This window comes from Corynebacterium hindlerae (assembly GCF_014117265.1).
GTDB classification, from domain to species: Bacteria; Actinomycetota; Actinomycetes; order Mycobacteriales; family Mycobacteriaceae; genus Corynebacterium; species Corynebacterium hindlerae.
On the sequence record NZ_CP059833.1, the window covers coordinates 903477 to 923032 of the forward strand.

Genomic DNA, 19556 nt, shown 5'->3' on the forward strand with positions numbered 1-19556 from the left:
GAAAGAGGCTTCTTCCGGGGAAAAATGTCGAATTTTACTTACGGTCTTTAAGCCGGGACGCAGTCATCCCAGTGGTCTTCGTGCTTATGGTGCAGGTGACCGTCGTGGATGTAGTCGATGTGGTCACCGTGCTGGACAGCTTCGTGGCCGCAACCTGGGCCGTGCTCGTGGTCGTGCCCCTCGTGAGCGTGGCAGCCCTCAGCTGGGACGCATTCGTCCCAGTGGCCGTCATGCTCGCGGTGGAGGTGACCGTCGTGAGCGTAGTCGGTGTGGTCGCCGTGCTGAATGGCGGTGTGGCCACAATCTGGGCCGTGCTTGTGGTCGTGCTGTGCGTGGGTTACGCAAGACATGGCATTTTCCTCTCCTCGTTGTTTTCAATTACGAGTCTATATTGAAAACGCCCTTAATGGAAGCGCTAATGAAAATACGCAGGTCAACTGGCTAGTTTTTAGCAAATCCTTGGCAGCGGGTCTCCCACCAACATGTCCACCATCCGGGCCCCGCCGAAGCCGGTAACCAATACAACGGAGGCTTCTGGAGTAGCTTCCACACGACCGATGACGGCCGCCCCTTCTGCCCCAGCTGCATGCAATGCAGCCACTGCCGCGTCCGCAGTCTCAGCCGACACCACTGCCGCAAAGGTGCCCTCGTTGGCCACGTACAGCGGATCGATTCCCAGCATGTCGCATGCACCTCGGGTCATGTCTCGTACTGGAATCTTGGTATCTTCCAGCACAGCAGCCAATCCCGTGGCCCGGGCCATCTCATTCATGGAGGTAGCCAGGCCACCTCGAGTAGCATCGCGCATCCAGCGCACCTCGGCTGCCCCACACAGGGCCTCAACCAGGCCATTTACTGCACGCGTATCGGATTCGATCGGGGCCTCAATGGCAAGATCACCGCGAGCCATCATCACTGCCATGCCGTGGTCGGCAATCGGGCCGGAGACCACGATTCGGTCCCCTACCTGGACCTGATCAAATCCAGTGGTTCGACCTTGAGGTATCGCACCAATACCGGCGGTGGTGATGTAGACCTTGTCGCCCGCTCCCTTCGGCACCACCTTCGTGTCGCCGGTTGCGATCACTACCCCAGATTTGTCAGCAGCTTCCTTCATCGCAACCACAATGCGCCGCAGCTCGGAGAACTCCAGCCCTTCCTCCAGAATGAAAGCTACCGATATCAGCTTCGGCACGGCCCCCGCCACGGCCAGGTCATTAACTGTGCCGTTGATCGCGAGCTCACCAATATTGCCACCCGGGAATTCAATGGGATTGACCACGTAGGAGTCCGTCGACATCGCGATAGCGGCCCCATGTTCTTTGATCAGCGAGGACGCGGTGATCACACTGGAATCACCCCCCTGCGCCAGGAGTTCGTTGCCGTAGGCGTCGAAAAAGACCTGCTCCACCAGGGCAGCGGAGCTCTTTCCGCCCGCGCCATGAGCCAGGGTGACGCGATCTTCCAACAAGCGGAACGGTCGCGAGCGCACCTTGGAGATGTTGAGGTTGACGCGGCTCTCATCCTCATTGAGGCGGTTCTTCGGGTCCACGAATGCTCCTTCGCTAGTGATTTCATTCCATGGTAGCGCTGGTAAGCTTTAGTCATATTCGAAGGAGAACATATGTGTCTTGGTGTTCCAGCACAGATAGTGGACGTTCCAGAACCTGCGCGCGCGAAGGTATCGATCAGCGGCGTGACCCGCATGATCTCAACTGACCTCATGACTGAGCCCCTGACCACCGGCGATTGGGTGCTCGTCCACGTCGGATTCGCCCTCAGCAAGATCGACGAAGATGAAGCCCGACTCACGTTGCAGCAGATTAAGCAGCTCGGCGCGAACACATTCGAGGACGAACTCGACGCGTTTAAGGAGAGCTCGATATGAAGTTCGTCGACGAGTTCCGCGATCCCGAGGCAGCTAAAGCCCTACTGAAGCGCATGGAGCATGACGCCGCACTGCTCAAAAAGCCAATCTCACTTATGGAAGTCTGTGGCGGCCATACCCACACCATTTACCGGTACGGCCTGGAAAATCTACTGCCAGAAAACGTCGAGCTCGTGCACGGCCCCGGCTGCCCCGTCTGCGTCATCCCTATGGGCAGGCTTGACGACGCCATTTGGCTCGCTAACCAGCCCAACGTCATTCTCACGACGTTTGGTGACATGATGCGCGTGCCTGGTTCGGATGAATCCCTCATGCAGGCCCGTGCCAAGGGCTGCGACGTCCGCTTCGTCTATTCGCCTCTCGACGCCCTGAAGCTCGCCGAGGAGAACCCGGACAAAGAGGTCGTCTTTTTCGCCGTCGGTTTCGAGACCACTGCCCCGTCCACAGCAGCCACCTTGGAAGCTGCCCGAATCCGGGATATCTCTAACTTTTCTGTCTTCTCCAACCACGTCACCATCGAGCCACCGCTGCGTGCGATTGTCAACGGTGGCGAGACCAAGGTCGACGGGTTTATCGGCCCAGGTCACGTGTCTACGATCATCGGCACCCACGCCTTCGACTTCCTGGTGGAGGAGTTCGGAATGCCATGCGCTGTCGCTGGCTTCGAACCTCTCGACGTGTTGCAAGCCGTAACTATGCTCGTCTCCCAGTTCGCTCACGACGAGCCCAAGCGCGTGGACAACCAGTACGCCCGCGTCGTCCGCGCCGAGGGCAACCCAGCAGCTAAGGCGCTGCTCGACCGCGTCTTCGTGCTTCGCGACACCTTCGAATGGCGTGGCCTCGGCTGGCTCGACAACTCCGGCATGGGCATCGCCCCCGAATACGCCAAGTGGGACGCGGAGAAGAAGTTCAACGTGCCTGGTCGCCGGGTAGAGGACCCAAAGGCCTGCGAGTGTGGCTCCGTCCTCACCGGTCGCATCAAGCCGTGGCAATGCAAGGTGTTCGGCACCGCCTGCACCCCGCAGACCCCGATCGGCACCTGCATGGTCTCCCCCGAAGGCGCCTGCGCGGCCTACTACAACTTCGGGCGGTTGGATCGGCAGGAGACGGCGCAGCTGGCGCAGAGTTAACGCGCCGGATTTGGTAACGCAAACTGACTTTTTCGAGCTGTTTTCGTCAGTTTGCGTTACCAAATCCGACATCGGAGTTCTCTACTCGATCAGTCCGTAACTGCGCCAAATCTTGAGCATCTTGGGCCGATTCTTGTATCGAATGGCAAGCTCCTCCATTTTCCGGAATACAGTGACACGGGCCGTTAGGTTATCTGGGAAGCTGTTGATGATTTCCAGGGCTGAGGCCGCCGCTTGTTTGTAGGCACTATCACCGGTAAGAACGGCGAGTTTTTCTGGTTCCCTAAGCATGAGCTCGAGTGCGGTCTCCGGATCTCGACTGGACAGTACCGACTGGGCGAAATCGAAAACCACGTGAGTGCTAACTTCATCACTGTCGACCACTGATAATCCCAGTTCTGGATCGTCAAATCGTAGGGCGGCTTGCAGTTTCATCGCATCGCTTCCTTGAGTGTTTTCGGGGATGAGCGCAATGAGATCCTTCGTCGCACCTGGGCCATGAATGACACGATCAAAAGTTATGGTAGAAGGGCTTTCTTGAAACCGCGCAATTCGGTATTCCAACAATGCGTTATCTCCCAAGTACTCACGAATTCGGTTTTCGAAGAATTCCTCTTCGCCCCGAGGCACGGGGCGGTCCCTTTTCTTGAGTAGCTCTTTAACCTCCGCACCCTTGCCTCGGGACTCATAAAATTCAATGAGCTCTTTCACGGATTTGCCTTCTAGCAACAGAGATTCAGTGAAGTCATCGTCGCCACGCAAGAAGGCGATATCAAGCTTCATGTCTTCGGCCCCGTATTGCGGTGGATTAGCTTCCAGGGCAGCAGCGAGTATTTCGGTAGCGTCGGCGTCGAGAAGCCCTGCATAGTCTCGCAACGTGGGGCCAAAGAACGGTGCCTCCAGCGTCTCTTTCGCAAGCCAGTCAGCGAGCTTTTGCGGCTTTTCGACGCCATCAGCGCACGCTCTCACGTGCATGTCATAACTCCGGCGGAGCTGATCTCCAAGCATGCCAGAGGAATCATCAGACTGCTGCAGGATAGTGTTCAGTCGCTTGATGGCACGCTCAATCTGAGGGCGGACCGCCACTCCTCGATGCTCATCAAGGTAGGCCTCGACCACATCAAGAGCGTCGCTCCAATGCAAGGCAAGGTCCATGGTTTTGCGATAATCCCAGGTGCCCGACCCCTTCCTGGAGGCAGCCGTAATGACAGATTTCACATGATCGCGAACCTGTTTGTCGTCGCCCGAGTTCTTGAGCGCCGTCAGCTCCAGGAACTCCTGCACTTCTGGGATCCCCCGCAGCTGATTAAGGAGCTGACGCAGTTCATCTGAGTTAGCTGATTCCAGAAGAATGTCAACCGGATCCGCCTCCGAGATGTCATCATCAAAGGAGACTTCCTTGGGAGCCAGCAACGAGAGCGCGAGAGCAACCGCGTGTTTGCACCACTGCGTACCAACCGGACAGCTGCACGTTGTGGCCACCCGATTTCCTTGCAAGGTCAGTGTCGTCCGATACGGCCACGTACCTTGTACCTCAGCCGTCACCTCAGATTCCGTGGCATGGAGGAGCCGAATATCAGATGGAGAAATCTTCTTCCCTCGGCGAAAGGCGCCAGATCCTGCGGCGTCTCGGATCGACTCTTCGGTTAACACATCCAAGAGGGTGGCGGTCATTTCTTTAGCTTAGCGATAATCCACGCCACGCACTGCAAGTAAACCTCCCCCAAATGGCGGAGACCGAAGACTGCCTGCTTAGACGATGTTTTTCATGCCTTTGCTCAATAGCGTTAAAGACATGAACAACACATTCACAGCTCGAGACATCAAGGTCTCATTTAACGGACATGAGGTTGTCCACGGCGCAAACCTCACCGCAACTCCTGGCCGAATCACTGCCCTGCTCGGTCCCAATGGCGCTGGCAAGTCGACTACATTGCGTGCCACGCTCGGCCTGGTGAAATCTACTGGGGACAAAGAGATCAATGGTCGCATCGGTCTCCTCCTTGACGACGGCGGCCTCGTCCCGAACCTCACTGGGCGCAGGCACCTCCAAGCGATGGCGCAGCTCTTTAGCGTCGATAAGCAGCGAGTGCAGGAGGTCCTGGAACTCGTCGACATGGCGCACCGCTGCGACCGCCCCATCAAAACGTATTCGCTGGGCATGAAGCGACGAATCGCGCTGGCGGGAGCGCTGTTGCAAGATCCGGACATCATCATCTTGGACGAACCGTCTTCGGGCCTGGACCCAGATGGTATTCGCTGGTTCGGCCAGCTCATGCGTGTCGAAGCTGACCGTGGCAAGGCCGTCCTCTTGGCCACCCACCATCTGGCGGAGGCCGTGGCTATTGCCGACGACGTCGTCATCATCGCCCGCGGCCACACCACTTTCACCGGCGCAGTCGCCGACATCCCCGATCTCGAAGCCACCTACTTCGCCCACACCTCGAAAGGCTAGCCATGAAATCCGAACTTTACACCCTGCGTCATCTGCCAAACATGCGAGTGATATCCATCCTCGCAGTGCTCATGGCTGGTGTCGGCGGTGCCCTGCAATGGTCGCTGCCATTCCTGCTCAAGATCGATCCGCCACAGGCCGGCGACGGCCCCGCAGGCCAGCAGGTGCAAGCGCTTATCGACGCCTCTGATCCCTCCTTAGCTGGATTCCAAATGGCTGCCCTTGATATCACCGGGTCCGGACAATCCTCAGGCATCTCGATCTTCGTCATCGCCATTGTCGCGCTCGCCATCACCGCAGCTAGCTACGCCTTTTCCAGTGGAGCAGTGGTGTGGAAGGTGGTGGGCACTGGTAGTCGAGTGAAGTGGGCGCTGTCACTGACATCCGCAGTGCTGTGTTCCGTCCTGCTTGTGTGCGTCGGGGCGTGCATCTTCAATGCCTTGATTGCCCTGGTCGCAGCCCCCATGAACAATGCGTCCTTGGTTGCTCCAGCAGCGGAGGTTGCAACCATGTGGCTGCGCGGCAGCTTGGCGGTCGCACTGCTCGCTCTCGCGATCACCGGCGTGGTGCTGGCCGTACGCAAGGTTGGTCCTGCGATTGGCATTGTTGTCGCCGTGGTGATGGCTGGCGTGATCTTTGGAACCGTGGGCGCCATGGCCGGCTGGGATCCTTATGTGTACTGCTGGCTCCCGACTTCTGCCGTCACGATCGCCGGTGGCCAAGGCCTCACGCAAACGCTCAATCCATGGGTCGGCATCGGTGCACTCGCCGCGTGGGCGGCACTGAGCTTGGGCCTTGGACTTGCCCGTTTCACCCGCGCAAACCTCTAACATGGGTCCTATGACTCGCCCTTCCACTAGGGATATATCGCTGGCCGCCATTGTGCTGGGACTGGACCTCTTCGGATTCCTCATGTCACACACGCTGGCGCCAGTGACCTACAGTTTCGCAGCCTCTCCGGTGCAGTTTTGGCTCATCCTTGTAGCCATTGTCGCCAAAGCAGCGTTGTTGCTCTGGCGTCGCAGCTTCCCCATCCTCGCGTTGCTCGGCATCGCGGTGGTCGAACTCCTACTTCCCCTCTATTGTCTGGTCACCGGCGAGCAGAGCCTCGGTTACAACGGCATCGCCGCCTCAGTTGCTGCGTTTTCGCTAGCACTTCATACCCGATCGAAGACTCGCGATAGCGCAATTCTTGTGGTTTCGGGACTCGCAGTGGGCATCGCCCGAGCTGTCACCACCCCGGTCTTGGGCGACATGAACCCCACCCTATTTGCGCTGCTCACCGCACTCGGCTGGCTGCTTCCACTCGTCGTCATGTTTGCCATCGGGCTCGCCGTCCGCAACAGTCGCGAACTCACCGTGTCCCTCGCGCGCCAAGCTGAACTCGCCGAACGCAACGCCATCATCGAAGAACGCGCCCGCATCGCCCGCGAACTCCATGACACCACCGCCCACCACCTCTCCGCCATCGCCATCCAGGCTCAAGCAGCACGCGCGCTTATCGACGTCAATCCCACCGCATCCAAGGAACACCTCGATCACGTGACCTCATCCATCACGAAGGCACTGCAGGATGTCCGCGCTACAGTCGGCAAGCTCTCTGTCACCGATGCCGAGGTTTCCAGGGTGCCCCAACCTACGGATCTTCCTGCATTGATCTCAGAAGTTCGCGGGTTGGGACAAGACGTATCCTTTACAGACTCCTCCCATTTGTCCGGTGCCGAATTGGTAGCGGCCTATCGAATCACCCAGGAAGCGCTCACCAATGCACGCAAACATGCTGCTAGCGCTCCGGTGACCGTGACCTTGAGCGATAATGAACTGAGCATTTTGACGTCGGGTTCCTTTGAACGAGGCGAATCAGGGCGCGGCACCATCAGCATCCAGGAACGTGCGCACGCAGTTGGCGCCACCGCGTTCAACGGACCAACCGCCGACGGCTGGCTCGTGCGCATCACGTGGAGGAAGCCATGATTCGAGTTCTGTTGGTAGATGATCAGCCACTGATCAGGCAGGGGCTGAAAGCGATCTTCGAGGCAACCGGAGAAATCACCGTGGTGGCCGAAGCGGCTTCTGGGAATGAGGCCATTGCGAAGGCTCACGACGTCGACGTCGTGTGCATGGACATTCGCATGCCCGATGGGGACGGGATCTACGCCACCACGGAGATCAACAAACAGGAGAATCCGCCCGCGATCATCGTAATCACCACCTTTGACCTCGACGAATACGTCTTCGGCGCACTCGAGGTCGGCGCCTGTGGAGTCATGCTGAAGGACTCCCCGATGACCGACCTCATCGAGGGCGTCAAACGAGCTGCCTCAGGAGAAGGCATGGTGGACGCAGCAGTCACGAAACGAGTGATTGCGGAATTTGGGCGTCGAAAAGCGCGTGCCGTGGTGGACTCGGATCTTCTCACGGCACGCGAGCTTGATTGCGTGCGAGCTTTGGGGCGGGGCCTCACCAACATCGAGATAGGGCGGGAGTTGTACTTGGAACCTTCTACGGTAAAAACGCATCTCTCGTCCGCGATGGCGAAAGTCGGGGCCAGTTCGCGGGTGCAGCTGGTGATCTGGGCGTTTCGGGCGGGAGTGGTGAGTTAGGCAAAACGGTACTATTTTGGTACCATTACAGCATGGCTCTCAACTTGCGTCTTACCCCCGAACTCGACGAACAACTCGGCAAGATGTCCGAGCTTGAAAACAAGTCAAAACAGCAAATGCTCGTTAGTCTCATCGAGGAGCGCTGGCAAACGATGCAAGCTCGGAATGTAGCATCCACCATGCTCGACAGGATCTACTCCGAGCGCGCTGATCTTATGGAGCGACTCAGGAATGCCTAGATGACTCCGCAGAATATTCTGAATCTGGACAACATTCGCCCCTGGCTGGAAGAAAACGGTTTCGCGTCGCGAGACTGGGGACTTCTCGGATCAGCCTTGAAACGTCCTTGGATGACATTTGACGGAACCGAACTCTACCCAAGCATTTGGCTAAAAACCGCAGCACTCCTCGACAGCATCGAATCAAGCCATCCACTGATTGACGGAAACAAACGGCTGGGTGCACTACTCGGAATCATGATGCTTCAGCTTCACGGCATCGATGATCACATGTCTGACGATGACTATTGGTTTGAATTAGTTTGTGCCATCGCCACCAATCATCCTGATATTGAAAGTATCGCTTCTAATCTGGAAACAAGATTTTCTGAGTTGGGTTAGGCAGCCGGACTCTTGCGTTGTTTTCGTCAATCTGCTTTGCCGAATCCGGAGTCCTTGACTCTCCGCCACACGATCCGCGCCAAAGAGTGCGGCAGCGCAAATGCTTCGCGGATCCACATCTTCGGTGCCTTCGATAGCGGCGTCCGGGCGGTCACCACATCAACAGTCAGGCCGTGATGCCACGCCCACATCTTGGTGCGCCAGGCGTGGAAATCGCTGGTCACGACGGTCCAGCGGGGATAACCTTTCAACATCGTGAAGGCCTGTTCCAGGTTTTCGTTGGTGGAGCGGGCCTGGTTCTCCACGGTGATCACGTCCGAGGGGACGCCATGGGAGATCAGCCAGTCACGCATCGCCTCGGCCTCCCCCTGGTGGCCGGAGACGACAACGTGATCGGAAATATAGGGCAAGGCGGCGGTGAGCCGCCGCTGTAGAGTGCTGCCGGGACGGCCGTCGATAAGCCTGCTGCCCAAAATCAGCACCGGCGCCAATCTAGCCCTCCATCAGTCGCTGGCGCAGGGCCTCATCCTTGGCGAGGACCTCGTCGCGCATGTTCGCCTGGTACTTCACCATCTTGTCGAGCAGCTCCGGTGAACCAGCGGAGAGGATCCGCGCGGCCAGCAGACCTGCGTTCTTCGCGCCGCCGATGGAGACGGTCGCGACGGGCACGCCGCCCGGCATCTGCACGATGGACAACAGCGAGTCCATCCCGTCGAGCTCCTTCAGAGCGCGCGGAATGCCGATGACCGGCAGCGGAGTCGCAGCAGCAACCATGCCCGGCAAGTGAGCCGCCCCACCAGCACACGCAATGATGCACTTCAGGCCACGGGTGTGCGCCTCCTTGGCGTAAGCGAGCATGCGTTCCGGGGTGCGGTGCGCACTCACGACGCCCACCTCAAACGGAATGTCGAACTGCGCGAGCACCTCGGCGGCCGGTTCGACGGTCGGCCAGTCCGAATCCGAGCCCATGATAAGTCCAACGAGTGGTTGCATTACTGATCCTTCCATTCCGCGTGCACCAAGAAGTGCGCGGCGAGCTCACCTTTGGTTTTCAGTTCTTCGACGTCACCATTGCCAGTGAAGTTCACATGTCCGATCTTACGGCCGGGGCGGTGTCCTTTGCCGTAGAAATGGATTTTCGCGTCCGGGAAGCGAGTCCACACCTCACGCATGCGCTCCGGCATCGGCATCTCCGGATCCTCAGGCGCGCCGAGGACGTTGGCCATGACGGACCACTCTTGGAGAGTGTCCGTGGAGCCCAGCGGCATGTCCAGCACGGCGCGAACGTGCTGCTCAAACTGGTCGGTCACGCAGCCGTTCTGGGTCCAGTGGCCAGTATTGTGCGGGCGCATGGCCAGCTCGTTCACGAAGATCCCTTCCGGGGTCTCGAAGAGCTCAACGGCCAGGTTGCCCGTCACTCCGAGCACTTCGGCGGTCTTGATGGCAGTTTCTTCTGCCTGTTTCTTCAGCTCCGACTTGAGGCCCGGGGCCGGCGCAATCGCGAACCAGCAGATGCCGTCCTTCTGGATTGACTCCACCACCGGCCAGGCCTTGACTTCGCCGGATGGGCGACGGGAAACCATGGCGGAGAGCTCGCGGACCAGGTTAACCTTCTCCTCTGCCATGAGCGGGGTGCCGTTAGCCAGCAGTTCAGCGACAAGTTCCTTGAGCTCTTCGAGGGACGCTGGGAACCACACGCCCTTGCCGTCGTAACCGCCACGGCGCGCCTTGAGGCAAACTCGTCCTTCGACCTCAGTCCAGAACTGCTCGGCATCTTCGACGGATTCAATGGCCGCGAACGGAGGCACCGGAGCGCCGAGTTCCTTCAGGCGCGTGCGCATGACCAGCTTGTCCTGCGCGTTGATCAGTGCCTCCGGGCGGGGCTGCACGTTGATCCCCTCGGCGATGAGGGTTTCCAAGTGCTCGTTCGGCACGTGCTCATGATCAAAGGTTACGGCGGTAGCTCCTGCCGTGACCGCCCGCAGATCAGCCAGGTTGGTGTAGTCGCCCAGCACAACATCGGCGGCAACCTGGGCGGCAGACGCCTCGAGCGAGCTCGCGAGCACCCGGACGGATTGCCCAAGCTCAATCGCCGCGGTCTGCATCATGCGTGCCAATTGCCCATCGCCAATCACACACAGAATTGGCATGTCTGGTGCGTGCGCTGCCGGATTATCGATGTTGTGAGTCACGGCTAATAACTATAGCGCTTCGCCGTTCCTGCCGATAACCTTGGGTTTTATGGGGTTTAGTAAACAAGACTTTCCTGAGACGTGGGCAAAGATGTGCGCGGGGTCGAACATCGAACTGGGCGAATACGTGCAGCTTAACGACGACCTGTTGCTCTATCCGGATGCGGTAGTGACAACGGATTTCCAACCATCGTGGACGCTACAAGTACCGATGGTGTTCGATTTGGAGCGCATGGCTGCTTCCTATCAGCTCCCCTGTGGCCGGATCGACCTCTCTACCGACAGCGAGTGCCTGTGGATGCTCGTTTCAATGATTACCATCGGTGTCAGCACTCGGGCCTTCGCCTGGGACAGCCACTTCAACCTGACCCATGAGGAAACACCCCGGCTATTTGCCTACATTGATGAAATTCCGTGGGGAGTCACCATCAGTGCGCGCAATTCAGACGCAGCGAAGCTGGAAACCAAACCGTCATCCGATTTCGGCTGGAGCATGTGAGCTGATCAAGCTACCACCGACGTCCCACTAGCTTCGTGACGTTTCTTCACTGACGATGTATTCAATTTCTTAACCATTCTTCCATTGCGGAAATCGTTGTTGTCTCCGACATGTGAAGGGACTAGTAGTCCTCCCAGGCAAATTTTCTCATCGTCTGGCTAAGGTTCTTCGATACTGGGTCGTTTACGGCACTGCGATGACTGGACACTCAAGTAACGACGAAAGAGGACTACGCCGTCGATACTGCTTCTGACTTGCATTGAAGATATTTCTCCCCCTCGAGGAATTGCTCCCCTAGAACCCAGCAAGATGGAAACTGCCACGTCTTTAGTGCATGGGATTGAGTTCAAACGGTTTTGTTGAAGTGAAGTGTTGTAGCGTTTCTCCTACCCCCGTTTTGAAATCTTTTCAAGATAGCATGACAACCATCACTTTAGCATTTTAGAATCATCTAACGACATTCTTTAATAGCTTGTCGTATTTTCATTATGCCGCTGCCCATCTCTTGAAGGACAAGCAATGACACACTACCTAAAAAAACTCGGGGCAACGCTAGCCGTTCTCGCTACCGTTTGTTTCACTCCGATCCCCGCAGGCGCCCAGGATGCCAGAGTGCAGCCTGCCGAGGAGATGATGCCTACCGAACTCCTAACTGACGAAAACATCACGGATAAGATTTTGCAGTTGCGTGCCCCTGGCGAGCGCCAAATTTACGATGTCGACACCAGCGACTGGGATTTCAATGAACCGGGCATGAACAAAAACAACATCGACAATCACTACTACGAACAGACGCTCCCCGACGACCTAGGTGAGCCACAACCAGTAGTCATCCCAGGCAAGATGCGCTCAGACCGCATCGAACTCCCCGAGGGAATCACTAAAGAAGAAGCCGACGAAGCCGAAGTACAAGAAGCACACGAACGTGGCGTCTCTTTAGAACGAGCCCAGCCTCTCACACAACCACTCACAGCAAGCAACTGCCGCACCTACTGGCCTACTACCTACCAAGTCTGTGGCGCCATCCGAGAGAAATACGAAGCACTCGCCACCACCTGGGTCGGGCAAAACCCCATCAGCTTCCTCGGACTACCCCGATCAAATGAACTGACCAACCCGGATGGGGTCGGCAAACGCACCGAATTCGATAACGGGTTCATTTATTGGCACCCGAGTACCGGTGCTTGGTCGGTCACCACCCACAACTCCATCGTTTGGGCCCGCAATGGATGGGAACTTGGACGTCTCGGATATCCCACATCAGATGAGATCGGCACCGGAGACAACGTCGGACGGAAACAATCCTTCCAACGAGGGCGAATCTACGGTTCCCTCTCTGGCGTGGTCTCAATCGAAGGAAAGATCCTGGAGAAGTGGATCGAGACTGGAGAGGAACGAGGACCATTAGGCTACCCGGCTACCGATGAAGAAGGAACCCCGGATGGCATCGGACGCTTTAACCGCTTCGCCCTCGGCATGATCTACTGGCACCCCACATACGGAGCACACCCCGTACTTGGGGCTATTCTCCTAAAATGGTCAGCTGCCGGCTTTGAGCGAAGTAGCTTCGGGTACCCTATCGAAGATCCCGTCCCGACCAATCAACTAGCCACGATTCAAAAGTTTGAGAGGGACACAATTCGAATTCTGATGTCTCCTGTACCTGAGCTTGCATATCTAATGAACATTCCATCTCGTAAAGTTGATGAATTCTACGATCAGTACGTGCAGCTTCTCAATGACAAAGGGGTAGACGTTACTAGCGGATTCCAAAGCGCTTACGAACACGCAAGATATTCGGCAGAGGAGGTCCAGAAGGAAATCAACTCTATTTCATCGGAATCTTCACCCCAAAGCGCCGTTACAGCTCAAAGCATATTCGCAAACGGCACCATTAACTCCGGGGAATCGAGCCATTGTGACGATCAATTCAAGCGCCTACCAGGCAACGAAAGAACCAATCGTGGTGATCTGTTCTACTCAGGCGGTACAACCATGGTCAAAGGAACAAATGTAAATCACGGCCACACAGGAATTTTCGTAACTTTACACGGGAACGCTGATCCAAAGCGAATTGACACCGTAGAGGCAGTAAATCCAGAAAAGGGAGTTGTCCGAGTTTCAGGTTCTCATAGAAACCGCATCTGCAATCCTCGCTACTTTTCCGTAAAAACTAACCATGAGACCCGATTGAAGGCCGCGTCTTTCGCCGAGTCAAAAATCAATTCAGCGTACGATGCACGACCTGAAAGCTTTCTGATTAGTCGCTATGTAACAAAAGACTCTACCGCTTTCAACTGCGCTTCTCTCGTGTGGGCGGCATATATGCATGCTTCACAAGGATCTGTCGATATCGGAGATAACAAGTACTTTCCAAAATCAGGGAATCGCTTTTCAGTATTCCCAATCGACATCGCAAACTCCGTCAACACTCGAGAGTTCCAGTAGATGTTACGATCCAGAATCCTCTACACAGCACTTAACATATGCGTTCTTGTCGGACTAACCGGGTGCAGCACGACATCCTCCACTCAGTCCGAGTCAGACTTCAACGATTCCAACATTACTTATTTTGCACTCATGCGGCAGAATTCTGATCTTTTTGATTCAAAAACTTCGACAAGGGTGCGACTGATTGATTCATCAGGAAACAGTCAAGTGGTCAATGAATTCGGCCCGATCTACGGCAATCAATCAGTTCGATTTCAAGATGGCTTCCTAACCGCATCTAGTTCAGAGTTAGTGACTGTAAACAACCATGGTGAAATTTTAGACCAAAAGGAAATTCCTACACAGTCATTCCTTTTGGATATCAAAAGCTCCAAGAGTCATAATAATGCTGCAGTTGTTTTCCACGAGGGCTCAGGACCACTGGGGGCCGGGCAGGCGATTTTCTTCCAAAGCGGATCAACGCTAACCAGGGCATCATCACAATACTTCACATTGGCCTTGACTGTATGCAACAACGACAGACTGTTTTGGGTGGATCAAAATAAAGAGCACGTGTACGCGAAGTCCTTACAGCCAGACGGTTCAACTCAGGAATTTGAACTTCCAATTAAACCCTTTGAAATAGTCGACGGAATCTTTAATTGCGACGGAGAGAGTTTGCGCCTGTTTCGCCAAGTCGAAAATGGCACTGAAGTTCTAATATTTTCTGACCCATTTACGAATCCTAAATTGAACCAAACAGTACAAAAGGAAAAGCTGTTGCCATTAGAAGTGGCTCGCGGATCTAAGATAGTGGACGACTCACTATTTACGATTGGCACTGACGGATCATACCAGTTTGTTAGCTCCACCCCCGATACCCCAACAAGAAATGGAACATTCGCCATTGAGGACGGAGTTGTCATTTCTGCGACGGTAGACGATTCTCTAATAATCATCGACTACATTACCCCAAGCGATGGCAATACAAATCTGGCGACTTTCCATCTAGAAGATCCCACCTCACCATTACATAAAGTCAAGATTCGAAATTCTGCTTTCAAGCAAAAGGGAGAAATCCAGCGCGATTTCAATGGTGCTCGAGCTATCGGATCAGCATTTTATCTAGGGAAATAGTTTCAGCACCTAAAGCTACCACCGACGCCCCACTAGCTGATTAATTTCCGTTGCCAGCTTTTTCGCGCGGGGCACATCACGGAAAACCAGGGGCTGGGTCATCCCCGTTACGTCCACGCAAAGCGCGCCTTTCTTTTTGTAGGCGCCTTGCACATAGGCGAGCGGGATGGAATCTTCCCGAGCCCCAAACGAGGGTGCGCGTACGATTAACCGCTCGTCGGTAAGCGCGAAGCGTTGCCTGCGTGAGCGCAGCACCGGCAGAAGAAGACGCCACAGCATCAAAAGAGCCCACAGGACAACAATGCCGTTGTGTAGGTCAGGAATGCCTTGGGCGTCTGCCCACCCGATCGCAATCCAGCACACCGTGGTGAGGAAAAGTGACTCAATCACCGGGAATGTCAAAGAGGACAGAGGCGCGGTGAGGTCGTAGCGAAGCGTCTCCCCCATTACTGCAACCTCAAATGAACAACATCACCGGCGGCGATCGAATGAACCTCGCCATCCTCGGAGCGGACTTGGATGAGGCCGTCGTCGGCGACGCCGACGCACTCACCGAGCAGCTGCTTGTCACCAGGTAGATGCACGCGCACCTGCTGCCCGATGGAACTACATACTTTGCGATAGTCGTCCATGAGGGACGGATCGTCGTTCATCCATTGCGTCAATCTCGTCTTTAGCGCCAGCAACACGTCGCCCACCAGCTGCGTTCGATCAACCTCGGGACCCACCATTTCCAGGGAAATCGCATGCGGAACCGGCAACTCATCCTCAGTAAGAGACACATTGAGGCCAAGGCCTATGACAATCGCGGGGGACGGCTGGAACTGCGCCACTTCCGCCAGGATCCCGCAGACCTTGCGCCCCTCGATCAGGACATCATTCGGCCATTTCAGGGTCACATTGTATGAAGCGGACAGGACGTCGATAAGTGCGAGCCCGGTAACCAGCGGCATCGTTCCCAGACGGTCGACAGCCTCCGCCGGCGGCCGGATAAGGAGCGAGAGCGTGCACTGAGACATCGGCGGCGCAGTCCACACACGACCATGACGGCCACGGCCGGCGCTCTGAAAATCCGTGACCGCCGCAGTCCATTCCGGGGCCCCCTCAAGCGCTGCTTTCACCAGGTCAGCGTTAGTGGAACCCGTTTCAGCTGAGTAGTCGATGCGGGGTAGCGGCAGTGCGCGCAGTTTTTCCGCGTCCAAAGGCGTTCTCATAACGACACAGTGTAGTAGGTTGCTGGGGTCTGTGTTTCGCCGATGTTAAATTGACGATGAACCCTCGATACCACCGATTTTCATTACCGTGACCTGCAATCATCGTCAATCCAGTATCAGCACAGGCGGAAATACCGCGATAATTCTTGAAAGGTTCACCCCTATCCCACTAGACAGTGGAGCCTTTCACTCAGAAACCTTGTAGGCACACCCAGGCTCAGTGTTTCGCCGATGTTGGATTGACGATGATCCCTCGATACCACCGATTTTCATTACCGTGACCTGCAATCATCGTCAATCCAGTATCAGCACAGGCGGAAAACCCCAAAAACCCCCGACACCCCCGAAAACCCCCGAAAACCACCCAAGAACCACCGCGACACGCCGGGAAAAATGTGACGCAGATTTCTTTTGCGCCCTGAACTGGGAAAATGTGAGCATTCCCTCAAATTTTTTGCTTTCTTACTAGAAACTAATCACTCAAACCTCTAAACTTCCCAAACATGACAATTTCCTCACCTTTGCCGAAGCTGCAGGAGCCTACGAGCACTGCCCACGCCAGCACTGCAGAAAAGATCGCAGATCTGCAGGCTCGCCGTGATGAAGCACTGTCCATTTCCAAGGAGCGCGAAGGGCGCCTTACTGCCCGCGAGCGCCTAGATTTCCTCCTCGACGAGGATTCCTTTGTAGAAACCGATATGCTTGCCCGCCACCGCACCCATGACTTTGGCATGTACGCCAAGCGGCCGGTCACTGACGGCATTGTTACCGGTTGGGGCACGATCGATGGCCGTGAGGTGTGCGTCTTTTCCCAGGATGGCACCGTGATGGGTGGCGCGTTGGGCGAGGTTTATGGCGAGAAAATGATCAAGATCATGGAGCTTGCTGTCACCACCGGCCGCCCACTCATCGGTTTGTACGAGGGCGCCGGCGCCCGTATTCAGGATGGCGCGGTTTCCCTCGACCAGATCGCGCGCACGTTCTACCACAATGTCAATGCCTCGGGCGTGGTCCCGCAGATCTCCGTCATCATGGGCGCGTGTGCTGGTGGCAACGCGTATTCCCCAGCTCTGACAGACTTCGTGGTCATGGTGGACAAGCAGTCGAAGATGTTTGTTACCGGCCCGGATGTGATTAAGACGGTGACTGGTGAAGTCATTACCCAGGAAGAGCTGGGTGGCGCTTCGACCCACATGGCTACCGCCGGTAACTGCCACTACGTTGCCCAGACCGATGAAGAGGCATTGGAATGGGTGCAGGACTTGCTGTACTACCTTCCAAGTAACAATCGTGACTACGCACCGACCGAACCGGTAGCTCCGTTTGAGCAGTCCGCCGATGACCTGCTGCTGGACAGCATCATCCCGGACTCCCCCACCGTTCCTTATGACGTCCGCGATGTGATCGCTATCTTGACCGATGACTCCGACTACTTCGAGATCCAGGCCGACCGCGCCGAAAATGTGGTTATCGCTTTCGGTCGTATCGATGGTCAGTCCGTCGGTTTCGTTGCCAATCAGCCGATGCACTTCGCTGGCTGCTTGGATATCGACTCTTCCGAGAAGGCTGCGCGTTTCGTCCGTACCTGCGATGCCTTTAATATTCCGATCGTCATGTTGGTGGATGTTCCAGGCTTCCTGCCGGGGGCTGGCCAGGAATACGGCGGCATCCTGCGTCGTGGTGCGAAGCTGCTGTACGCCTACGGCGAGGCAACGGTTCCGAAGATCACCGTGACGATGCGCAAGGCCTACGGTGGCGCTTACTGCGTGATGGGATCTAAGGGCCTAGGCGCCGATGTGAACCTCGCGTGGCCTACCGCCCAGATTGCCGTGATGGGTGCCGCTGGCGCCGTCGGCTTTATCTACCGCAAGGATATTAAGGACGCCCACAAGAAGGGCCTCGACGTGGAGCAACTCGTCCGCTCCTTCGAGCGCGAGTACGAGGAGCACATGCTCACCCCGTACGCCGCCGCTGAGCGCGGGCTTATCGACGCCGTGATCCTCCCATCCGAGACCCGGGAGCAGATCTCGCGCAACCTGCGCCTGCTACGCAACAAGAATGTCTCCCGTCCGGCACGCAAGCATGGAAATATTCCGCTGTAATGCTAATTGAAACCGTTTCAATTAGCATGTAACATCTATCATGTTCCCAACTGAGGAACTATCCCCTTCCCCCAAGATAGTGCAGTAGCACCTGTGGATACACACATCCACCCAAGAACAAGGAGAGACAATGAAAAACCAGTTTGCTAGCTTGCGCTGCGATCATGGTTCTCACACCCACCACCGCGAGTGCTGACACATATGATGACACGCAATTGGGTCAGCAAATCGTCCTAACCCGCGATGCCAACGGCACGCCAACATCCGGCATGATCACCTTCGATGTCGACACAGAGTTTCCCATGCAACCGCTTGCTACCGAAAACGTTGGAGGCGGGACATGGACCTATGGCGCGCATTTCACCAGCGAAGGCAAGAAAGTCTGCCGATCCACCTATTTACACCAAACCAAGACACACACTGCGACTGCAATCATGGACGAGGTGGTTGATCGTAAGACTGCTCGACCTGGCACTCCTGCCGCTGCGGAGGTAGTGGGAGGTATCTTCTCCGGCACGTGCAACGCTTACTGGTCAACTCAGTAACCTATATTGCGTCGGGTCAACACACTTTGAAGTGTGTTGACCCGACGCAATTCTAATTCGCCATGCACGAGAACAATCTGAAATTTATCACTGCAGGCATATCACTTGCTGTACTCTCTTCTATCTCAGGGCTAACAGGATGCACTGCACTAGTAACTTCCGCGGGATTCCCCTGGCCTTGGCTATGGATCGGCTTTGCGGTGCCTTACCTCTTGAGATCCCATTCAAGGTGCTTTCTCGCAGCATACGGCTCCGCCTCCACCGGCCTGTTTCTTGCTTTCGAAACAGGAATAGATGTCTTGCTTGATACCGGTGCGTCTTTAGAACCTGGAGTGGAAGCGATCTACTGGTTTTTCATAGGATGCGCTTCCGGCGCAATAACTACCTCACTGGGCATTCTGAGCACTTCCCAGAGCCGTTGGCGTTACGTAGGGATACTTATTTTTGGAGTGATTGTTTCTGCCTCGTTCAAATGGGCAATTCGCTGGCCGTTCAGTCTGAACCCCGAAGTCATTTTTTGGCTATCGCTGTGGGCGCTGTTGAACTTCTGCTTACTCACTTGGGCCGCAATCAGTAGGCCGCAATCCAAAGTGCTCCGCACGTAAGCATGGGAACATCCCGCTGTAATAAGACCTCTGTCCGCTTGCGTACCTTTGCAAAGTTCACCGCGTTGTGTAGCAATATGATGATCACATCGCAGCGACGCAGTTCGTGATCTGCCCCGCTTTTACCCCTAAAAGC

The 19556-nt window shown here is 56.0% G+C and carries 22 protein-coding genes; 14 read left to right on the plus strand and 8 right to left on the minus strand.

Translation table 11 applies throughout. The annotated features are described in order from the left end of the window. Positions 1–47: 47 nt before the first annotated feature. Together HW450_RS04405 and hypE are read right to left on the minus strand one after the other, a co-directional pair. Positions 48–350 carry a hypothetical protein gene (locus HW450_RS04405; protein WP_182386781.1) on the minus strand — a complete coding sequence of 101 codons (303 nt, stop codon included), beginning with the start codon at positions 348–350 and terminating at the stop codon, positions 48–50. Between the two features lie 98 nt (positions 351–448). Then, the gene (hypE, locus tag HW450_RS04410; RefSeq protein WP_182386782.1) at positions 449–1552 is read right to left on the minus strand and encodes a hydrogenase expression/formation protein HypE; all 1104 of its coding nucleotides are present in this window, start codon (positions 1550–1552) and stop codon (positions 449–451) included. Positions 1553–1624: 72 nt separating this feature from the next. Here hypE and HW450_RS04415 point away from each other — a divergent pair, with 72 nt between their 5' ends. After that, entirely contained in the window at positions 1625–1888 is a 264-nt protein-coding gene (locus HW450_RS04415; RefSeq protein ID WP_182386783.1) for a HypC/HybG/HupF family hydrogenase formation chaperone, read from the plus strand. Further along, complete coding sequence (gene hypD / locus HW450_RS04420) at positions 1885–3018, plus strand: hydrogenase formation protein HypD (RefSeq protein WP_182386784.1); 1134 nt, start codon at positions 1885–1887, stop codon at positions 3016–3018. The genes HW450_RS04415 and hypD overlap by 4 nt, the downstream gene beginning before the upstream one ends. 81 nt (positions 3019–3099) lie before the next feature. Here the strand turns inward: hypD and HW450_RS04425 are convergent, their stop codons facing one another. Next, on the minus strand, positions 3100–4692 hold the full coding sequence (locus HW450_RS04425) for an SWIM zinc finger family protein (RefSeq protein WP_182386785.1): 1593 nt from the start codon (positions 4690–4692) through the stop codon (positions 3100–3102). Between the two features lie 121 nt (positions 4693–4813). Between HW450_RS04425 and HW450_RS04430 the strand changes: the two genes are divergently transcribed. From HW450_RS04430 to HW450_RS04455, 6 genes are read left to right on the plus strand one after another with little or no spacing between them, the layout of a single operon-like run. Beyond that, positions 4814–5473 (plus strand): ABC transporter ATP-binding protein, encoded by a 660-nt coding sequence (locus HW450_RS04430; RefSeq protein WP_182386786.1) that lies wholly within the window; start codon positions 4814–4816, stop codon positions 5471–5473. Positions 5474–5475: 2 nt separating this feature from the next. Beyond that, a complete protein-coding gene (locus HW450_RS04435; protein ID WP_182386787.1) occupies positions 5476–6303 on the plus strand; it encodes a hypothetical protein in 828 nt (275 codons plus the stop codon). Between the two features lie 10 nt (positions 6304–6313). Then, positions 6314–7447, plus strand: coding sequence for a sensor histidine kinase (locus tag HW450_RS04440; RefSeq protein ID WP_182386788.1), 1134 nt, complete (start codon positions 6314–6316; stop codon positions 7445–7447). Continuing rightward, on the plus strand, positions 7444–8076 hold the full coding sequence (locus tag HW450_RS04445; protein ID WP_182386789.1) for a response regulator transcription factor: 633 nt from the start codon (positions 7444–7446) through the stop codon (positions 8074–8076). The genes HW450_RS04440 and HW450_RS04445 overlap by 4 nt, the downstream gene beginning before the upstream one ends. Before the next feature lie 32 nt (positions 8077–8108). Beyond that, positions 8109–8315 carry a hypothetical protein gene (locus HW450_RS04450; protein WP_182386790.1) on the plus strand — a complete coding sequence of 69 codons (207 nt, stop codon included), beginning with the start codon at positions 8109–8111 and terminating at the stop codon, positions 8313–8315. Beyond that, the gene (locus HW450_RS04455) at positions 8316–8696 is read left to right on the plus strand and encodes a type II toxin-antitoxin system death-on-curing family toxin (protein WP_232843333.1); all 381 of its coding nucleotides are present in this window, start codon (positions 8316–8318) and stop codon (positions 8694–8696) included. Positions 8697–8722: 26 nt separating this feature from the next. Here the strand turns inward: HW450_RS04455 and HW450_RS04460 are convergent, their stop codons facing one another. The 3 genes from HW450_RS04460 to HW450_RS04470 are packed head-to-tail and all read right to left on the minus strand — an operon-like array spanning position 8723 to position 10846. After that, positions 8723–9178 carry a YdcF family protein gene (locus HW450_RS04460; protein ID WP_331251801.1) on the minus strand — a complete coding sequence of 152 codons (456 nt, stop codon included), beginning with the start codon at positions 9176–9178 and terminating at the stop codon, positions 8723–8725. 10 nt (positions 9179–9188) lie between these two features. Next, positions 9189–9689 (minus strand): 5-(carboxyamino)imidazole ribonucleotide mutase, encoded by a 501-nt coding sequence (gene purE, locus HW450_RS04465; RefSeq protein ID WP_182386792.1) that lies wholly within the window; start codon positions 9687–9689, stop codon positions 9189–9191. Further along, the gene (locus tag HW450_RS04470) at positions 9689–10846 is read right to left on the minus strand and encodes a 5-(carboxyamino)imidazole ribonucleotide synthase (protein WP_232843370.1); all 1158 of its coding nucleotides are present in this window, start codon (positions 10844–10846) and stop codon (positions 9689–9691) included. Before HW450_RS04470 ends, purE begins: the two co-directional genes overlap by 1 nt. 91 nt (positions 10847–10937) lie before the next feature. Between HW450_RS04470 and HW450_RS04475 the strand changes: the two genes are divergently transcribed. The 3 genes from HW450_RS04475 to HW450_RS04485 all read left to right on the plus strand — a co-directional run bounded on the left by HW450_RS04475 (position 10938) and on the right by HW450_RS04485 (position 14954). Further along, a complete protein-coding gene (locus tag HW450_RS04475) occupies positions 10938–11387 on the plus strand; it encodes a hypothetical protein (protein WP_182386794.1) in 450 nt (149 codons plus the stop codon). 519 nt (positions 11388–11906) lie between these two features. Further along, a complete protein-coding gene (locus HW450_RS04480) occupies positions 11907–13835 on the plus strand; it encodes a hypothetical protein (protein ID WP_182386795.1) in 1929 nt (642 codons plus the stop codon). Positions 13836–13967: 132 nt separating this feature from the next. Then, a complete protein-coding gene (locus HW450_RS04485) occupies positions 13968–14954 on the plus strand; it encodes a hypothetical protein (protein WP_182386796.1) in 987 nt (328 codons plus the stop codon). A gap of 15 nt (positions 14955–14969) precedes the next feature. Here the strand turns inward: HW450_RS04485 and HW450_RS04490 are convergent, their stop codons facing one another. After that, positions 14970–15401, minus strand: coding sequence for a hypothetical protein (locus HW450_RS04490; RefSeq protein WP_182386797.1), 432 nt, complete (start codon positions 15399–15401; stop codon positions 14970–14972). Next, on the minus strand, positions 15401–16168 hold the full coding sequence (locus HW450_RS04495) for a biotin--[acetyl-CoA-carboxylase] ligase (RefSeq protein WP_182386798.1): 768 nt from the start codon (positions 16166–16168) through the stop codon (positions 15401–15403). Before HW450_RS04495 ends, HW450_RS04490 begins: the two co-directional genes overlap by 1 nt. Positions 16169–16671: 503 nt before the next feature. Between HW450_RS04495 and HW450_RS04500 the strand changes: the two genes are divergently transcribed. The 3 genes from HW450_RS04500 to HW450_RS12960 all read left to right on the plus strand — a co-directional run bounded on the left by HW450_RS04500 (position 16672) and on the right by HW450_RS12960 (position 19420). Next, complete coding sequence (locus tag HW450_RS04500; RefSeq protein WP_182386799.1) at positions 16672–18270, plus strand: acyl-CoA carboxylase subunit beta; 1599 nt, start codon at positions 16672–16674, stop codon at positions 18268–18270. Between the two features lie 164 nt (positions 18271–18434). Continuing rightward, the gene (locus HW450_RS04505; RefSeq protein ID WP_182386800.1) at positions 18435–18815 is read left to right on the plus strand and encodes a lactococcin 972 family bacteriocin; all 381 of its coding nucleotides are present in this window, start codon (positions 18435–18437) and stop codon (positions 18813–18815) included. A gap of 62 nt (positions 18816–18877) precedes the next feature. Then, positions 18878–19420: a hypothetical protein gene (locus HW450_RS12960; protein WP_220463907.1), complete on the plus strand. Its 543-nt coding sequence runs from the start codon at positions 18878–18880 to the stop codon at positions 19418–19420. The last annotated feature ends 136 nt before the right edge of the window (positions 19421–19556 follow it).

Bases quoted from the DNA above. Each gene is read 5' to 3' on its own strand.
- HW450_RS04405 (WP_182386781.1), bottom strand. From the start codon at position 350: ATGTCTTGCGTAACCCACGCACAGCACGACCACAAGCACGGCCCAGAT.
- HW450_RS04415 (WP_182386783.1), top strand. From the start codon at position 1,625: ATGTGTCTTGGTGTTCCAGCACAGATAGTGGACGTTCCAGAACCTGCG.
- hypD (WP_182386784.1), top strand. From the start codon at position 1,885: ATGAAGTTCGTCGACGAGTTCCGCGATCCCGAGGCAGCTAAAGCCCTA.
- HW450_RS04425 (WP_182386785.1), bottom strand. From the start codon at position 4,692: ATGACCGCCACCCTCTTGGATGTGTTAACCGAAGAGTCGATCCGAGAC.
- HW450_RS04430 (WP_182386786.1), top strand. From the start codon at position 4,814: ATGAACAACACATTCACAGCTCGAGACATCAAGGTCTCATTTAACGGA.
- HW450_RS04435 (WP_182386787.1), top strand. From the start codon at position 5,476: ATGAAATCCGAACTTTACACCCTGCGTCATCTGCCAAACATGCGAGTG.
- HW450_RS04440 (WP_182386788.1), top strand. From the start codon at position 6,314: ATGACTCGCCCTTCCACTAGGGATATATCGCTGGCCGCCATTGTGCTG.
- HW450_RS04445 (WP_182386789.1), top strand. From the start codon at position 7,444: ATGATTCGAGTTCTGTTGGTAGATGATCAGCCACTGATCAGGCAGGGG.
- HW450_RS04450 (WP_182386790.1), top strand. From the start codon at position 8,109: ATGGCTCTCAACTTGCGTCTTACCCCCGAACTCGACGAACAACTCGGC.
- HW450_RS04455 (WP_232843333.1), top strand. From the start codon at position 8,316: ATGACTCCGCAGAATATTCTGAATCTGGACAACATTCGCCCCTGGCTG.
- purE (WP_182386792.1), bottom strand. From the start codon at position 9,689: ATGCAACCACTCGTTGGACTTATCATGGGCTCGGATTCGGACTGGCCG.
- HW450_RS04470 (WP_232843370.1), bottom strand. From the start codon at position 10,846: ATGCCAATTCTGTGTGTGATTGGCGATGGGCAATTGGCACGCATGATG.
- HW450_RS04475 (WP_182386794.1), top strand. From the start codon at position 10,938: ATGGGGTTTAGTAAACAAGACTTTCCTGAGACGTGGGCAAAGATGTGC.
- HW450_RS04480 (WP_182386795.1), top strand. From the start codon at position 11,907: ATGACACACTACCTAAAAAAACTCGGGGCAACGCTAGCCGTTCTCGCT.
- HW450_RS04485 (WP_182386796.1), top strand. From the start codon at position 13,968: ATGCGGCAGAATTCTGATCTTTTTGATTCAAAAACTTCGACAAGGGTG.
- HW450_RS04490 (WP_182386797.1), bottom strand. From the start codon at position 15,401: ATGGGGGAGACGCTTCGCTACGACCTCACCGCGCCTCTGTCCTCTTTG.
- HW450_RS04495 (WP_182386798.1), bottom strand. From the start codon at position 16,168: ATGAGAACGCCTTTGGACGCGGAAAAACTGCGCGCACTGCCGCTACCC.
- HW450_RS04500 (WP_182386799.1), top strand. From the start codon at position 16,672: ATGACAATTTCCTCACCTTTGCCGAAGCTGCAGGAGCCTACGAGCACT.
- HW450_RS04505 (WP_182386800.1), top strand. From the start codon at position 18,435: ATGGTTCTCACACCCACCACCGCGAGTGCTGACACATATGATGACACG.
- HW450_RS12960 (WP_220463907.1), top strand. From the start codon at position 18,878: ATGCACGAGAACAATCTGAAATTTATCACTGCAGGCATATCACTTGCT.